The sequence below is a fragment of the Boseongicola sp. genome, from assembly GCF_057460485.1.
The window spans coordinates 1-3,670 of the sequence record NZ_JBVCWP010000347.1; the positions used below are offsets into that span (position 1 = coordinate 1).

5 protein-coding genes are annotated in these 3,670 nt (G+C 55.6%); 1 reads left to right on the top strand and 4 read right to left on the bottom strand.

The window, feature by feature from the left end; all coding sequences use genetic code 11:
* The 4 genes from AC221Y_RS21720 to AC221Y_RS21735 form a co-directional block, all read right to left on the bottom strand.
* The coding region (locus AC221Y_RS21720; RefSeq protein ID WP_486708406.1) for an ATP-binding cassette domain-containing protein at positions 1-260 on the bottom strand (260 nt) is incomplete at its 3' end.
* 75 nt (positions 261-335) lie between these two features.
* Positions 336-1,502: an extracellular solute-binding protein gene (locus AC221Y_RS21725; RefSeq protein ID WP_486708407.1), complete on the bottom strand. Its 1,167-nt coding sequence runs from the start codon at positions 1,500-1,502 to the stop codon at positions 336-338.
* A 27-nt stretch (positions 1,503-1,529) separates the two neighbouring features.
* Complete coding sequence (locus AC221Y_RS21730) at positions 1,530-2,315, bottom strand: ABC transporter permease (RefSeq protein WP_486708408.1); 786 nt, start codon at positions 2,313-2,315, stop codon at positions 1,530-1,532.
* An 8-nt stretch (positions 2,316-2,323) separates the two neighbouring features.
* The gene (locus AC221Y_RS21735) at positions 2,324-3,106 is read right to left on the bottom strand and encodes an ABC transporter permease (RefSeq protein WP_486708409.1); all 783 of its coding nucleotides are present in this window, start codon (positions 3,104-3,106) and stop codon (positions 2,324-2,326) included.
* 187 nt (positions 3,107-3,293) lie between these two features.
* Between AC221Y_RS21735 and AC221Y_RS21740 the strand changes: the two genes are divergently transcribed.
* The coding region (locus tag AC221Y_RS21740) for a LysR family transcriptional regulator (protein ID WP_486708410.1) at positions 3,294-3,670 on the top strand (377 nt) is incomplete at its 3' end.

The window sequence follows — 3,670 nt, forward strand, 5'->3', positions numbered from 1 at the left end:
AACAGGGCGTAGTTCTGAAAAACCAGACCGAGATTGCGTTTGTGAATGGGCACGTCGTTCACCCGATGCCCCCCGACCATGATGTCGCCGCTGGTTGGGCTGGCCAACCCCGAGACCATCCGCAGGATCGTCGTTTTACCACATCCCGAGGGGCCCAGAAGCGTCGTGAAAGAGCCTTCTTCGAACACAATATTGGCATTTTCGACCGCTTTTACGGACCCGAAGGATTTCTGGATGTTGATCAGTTCAACACGCGCCATTGGTGATTATCCCGATATAAAAAATGGTGTGCAAGCCGCGCGACAAGGCGCGGCCTGCAAAGGTCGGACAGGTGATCAGGCGCCTTTAGAAACGCGATTCCACTGTTTCGACTGATCTTTTTCGACGGCGTTCCATGCCGCCGGATCTTTGAAAACCAGGTTTTCAAGCTTGCCCGTCGGATCATAGGCAGGAAGCGCTTCGACCATCGGGGTCATCTTGACCTTGTTGGGATCAAGCGAGGATGGATATTTCTGACCTTCGGCGACCGCGATTGCTGTTGCCGGGTCCAGCATGAAGTTCAGCAGCTCTTCGGCTTCGGCCATGGGAGAGCCTTTCAGAACGAACATGCTTTCCATCCAGGCCAGGCCGTTTGGCGGATCCATATAGGCAATCGGATGGCCCTGCGCCTGAAGTGCCGCAACGCGTCCCGACCAGGCTTCGGTCACATAGATCTCTTCCTTGGCCAGAAGGTCCATCAATTCCGCACCCGATGACCAGTACTTCAGAACCAGATCGCGGTGCTCGCGCGCCTTGTCCCAGACGGTATCCCAGTCCTGGATATTGTTTGGGTCCTGGTTGGATTGCAGAGCGCCGTACCACGCGCGGTTGGCCCAATCACCGCCCCAGCCGCCGATTTTGCCTTTCAGCTCTTTGTCCAGCAGCAGGTTTGCGCCGAGCTCTTTCGCTTTTTCTTCGGAGACGTATTTGGTGTTATACGCGATGCCGGTGGTGCCGTAGTCATAGGGAACTGCCGAAAGGCTGCCTGGCGTGATTTTATGGAACGGCGCGATGATCGCCGACATCACGTTCTTCATGTTGGGAATATTCGCTTCGTTCAGCTCAACGCCGTATCCAGCGTCGACCCAGCGCTTGTACCAGCTGACGCCGGACGAGTGCAGTATGTTGTGGCCGTTTGCGTTGCCCGCGGCCTTGATCTTGGTCAAAACCTCGGCTTCGCCGCCGAAGGTCGCGTCAATGACCTTGTTGCCGGTGGCCGCCTCGTAGGGCGTGAAAGCATTCGCTCGCAGAGCTTCGGACACAATACCGCCCCAGCCTTCAAAATTCAGTTCGACGCCAGATGCCCGTGCCTGCGAGGACATGACGGTCATGATCCCGCCGGACAAGCCCGCGTACAATCCCGCAGCCCCCAGCAGTCGGACGAACGAACGCCGGTCGATGTCGCCGTTGCCCATGCGCTCGCGCAGGACTTCATAGCGTTTTGTCGAGTCTATTTTCTTCATTTTGATTTCTCCTAGTTGGGTCATTGGTTATATTTTCTTGCTTGAAAAATAGCGGGCCAGGATGCCTGCCATCAGCGGCAGGCCCACGGTGATACAGATCATTACGAAGCCCAGAGCGTTGATTTCGGGACTGATAGAGTTGCGCAGCATTCCGAAAATCTGGGTGGGCAGGGTTTCCATCCCTGCAGGGCGCCAGAAAACCGTGGCGGTGATGTTGTCGAATGAAATCGTGAAAGCGAAAAGTGCGCCGGCAAACACGGCGGGCAGCATCAGCGGAAACGTCACTTCAAAGAAAGTTTGCAGCGGACTTGCCCCGAGCGACCGCGCGGCCTCCTCATAGTCGCGGCGAATGCCCACAAGACGCGCCTGAACGACCAGCACGACGAAAGGCAGGGCGATAATGGAGTGGCCCAGCAACAGCAGCCCGAAAGACCGCGGCATATGCAGCCAGCGCAAAAAGATCAGCAAGCCCACCGCCAGAACGGTTTCGGGTACGAGCACCGGGGCAATCAGAAACGTGGCGATCAGGTCTTTTCCGCGAAATTGGTAGCGCACGAGTGCAAGCGCCGCGAGAATGCCAAGAGTTGTAGAGATGATCGCGGTCAGGCCGCCCAACAAGAACGAGGTTCGGAAGGCGCGTGTGATCGCTTCGTTCTCGTAGAGCTTCGCAAACCAGCGAAAACTGAATCCCTCGATCGGGAAGCCGCCAAATTGCGACGAGTTGAACGCCAGCAGGATCACCACGAAAATCGGTGCAAACATGAAGAAGTACACCATGATCGTATAGATTTTTAATAGCTGCCAGACCCGCATTTTTTGTCCTACTTGAACGCTTTTGAAAGTTGGTTAAGCCCCATCAGACGGCTGTAGATCACGACAACCAGACCCAGAAGAAGCAACAAGGTGAACGACAGCGTTGCCCCCATCGGCCAGTTCAGTTCTCTAACGATCGCGTCGTAGATCAGATTGCCGAACAGGAAATCGTCGGGGCCGCCGAGGATCAGAGGCGTAACATAGCTGCCGGCGGTCAGAACAAACACGAGCAAGCACCCGGCCGCAAGGCCCGGCATCGACAGGGGCAGGGTGACTTCGCGAAATGCCTGCCACGGGGTCGCGCCCAGCGTGCGGGCCGCCGGTTCAAGATTTTCATCGATCCCTTCCAGGCTGACATAGACGTTAAGGATCATGTAAGGCAGGAACACGTGGATGAAGCCGACGATTACCGTGAACTCGTTGTACATCATCGACAGTGGCGTATCCGTCAGGCCAAGAAGCCGGAACAATCCGTTCAATGCACCCTGATTGCCGAAAATGTGGATCCAGCTCAGTGTGCGGATGATGAAGCTGATCCAGAACGGCAAAATGAGCAGCAGCAGCAAAAGCCACTTGTCGCGGAATTTCGTCATCGCGATGAAATAGGCGGGAATGTAGCCCAGAATGGCAGCCAGGACGGTCACGATCACCGACAGGCGCAAGGTCTTCCAGATCGCAGTGTGGTAATAGCCGTCCGTCATTACCTCGGACCAGTTGCCGAACTGAAAGGCGACCTTGTCCACCGCCAGGTCAATGTTCTCGTAGAACGAGTAGACCAGCATGAAGGCCATAGGGATCACCACCAGGAGCGTGATCGTAAACAAGGAAGGTGACAGCAGAACCCAAGGGCGCTTGTCTACTGTCTGATCGTTTGACTGCATGCCGGTGTCACGTCCCCAAAATTCTTGAGTTTACTATTGCATGCGGTGTTGGAATTAGACAAATTGATATAAACTATAATAATCATTGATAAAAATAATGCGGCACGGAGCCGAAGAGAAATTTGTCAACCAGTTGGACTGGAATCTGCTGCGCACTTTCGTAGTGATCGTCGAAGAAGCCAGCTTTACCCGCGCCGCGCATCGCCTGCTGCGCGGCCAGCCATCCGTCAGTCTGGCCCTGCAACGGCTTGAAACGGAACTGAACTGTCGTCTGATCGAGCGCAGCAGAGGCAGTTTCCGGCTGACTGCAGCAGGCAGTCTACTCTACAGTGAGTGTATGGACATCTACAGCGGTGTCTCCCGGCTCAAGGACATCACGACCGCGGCCACCAAGGAAATTTCTGGCGAGATCTCCATCCATCTGGCCAGCCATGTCATCACGCCGCTGCTGGACAGCCTGCTGACGGAAACGAA

Excerpts from the sequence above, each read along its gene's own strand:
- AC221Y_RS21730 (WP_486708408.1), bottom strand. The coding sequence starts at position 2,315 with ATGCGGGTCTGGCAGCTATTAAAAATCTATACGATCATGGTGTACTTC.
- AC221Y_RS21735 (WP_486708409.1), bottom strand. The coding sequence starts at position 3,106 with ATGGCCTTCATGCTGGTCTACTCGTTCTACGAGAACATTGACCTGGCG.
- AC221Y_RS21725 (WP_486708407.1), bottom strand. The coding sequence starts at position 1,502 with ATGAAGAAAATAGACTCGACAAAACGCTATGAAGTCCTGCGCGAGCGC.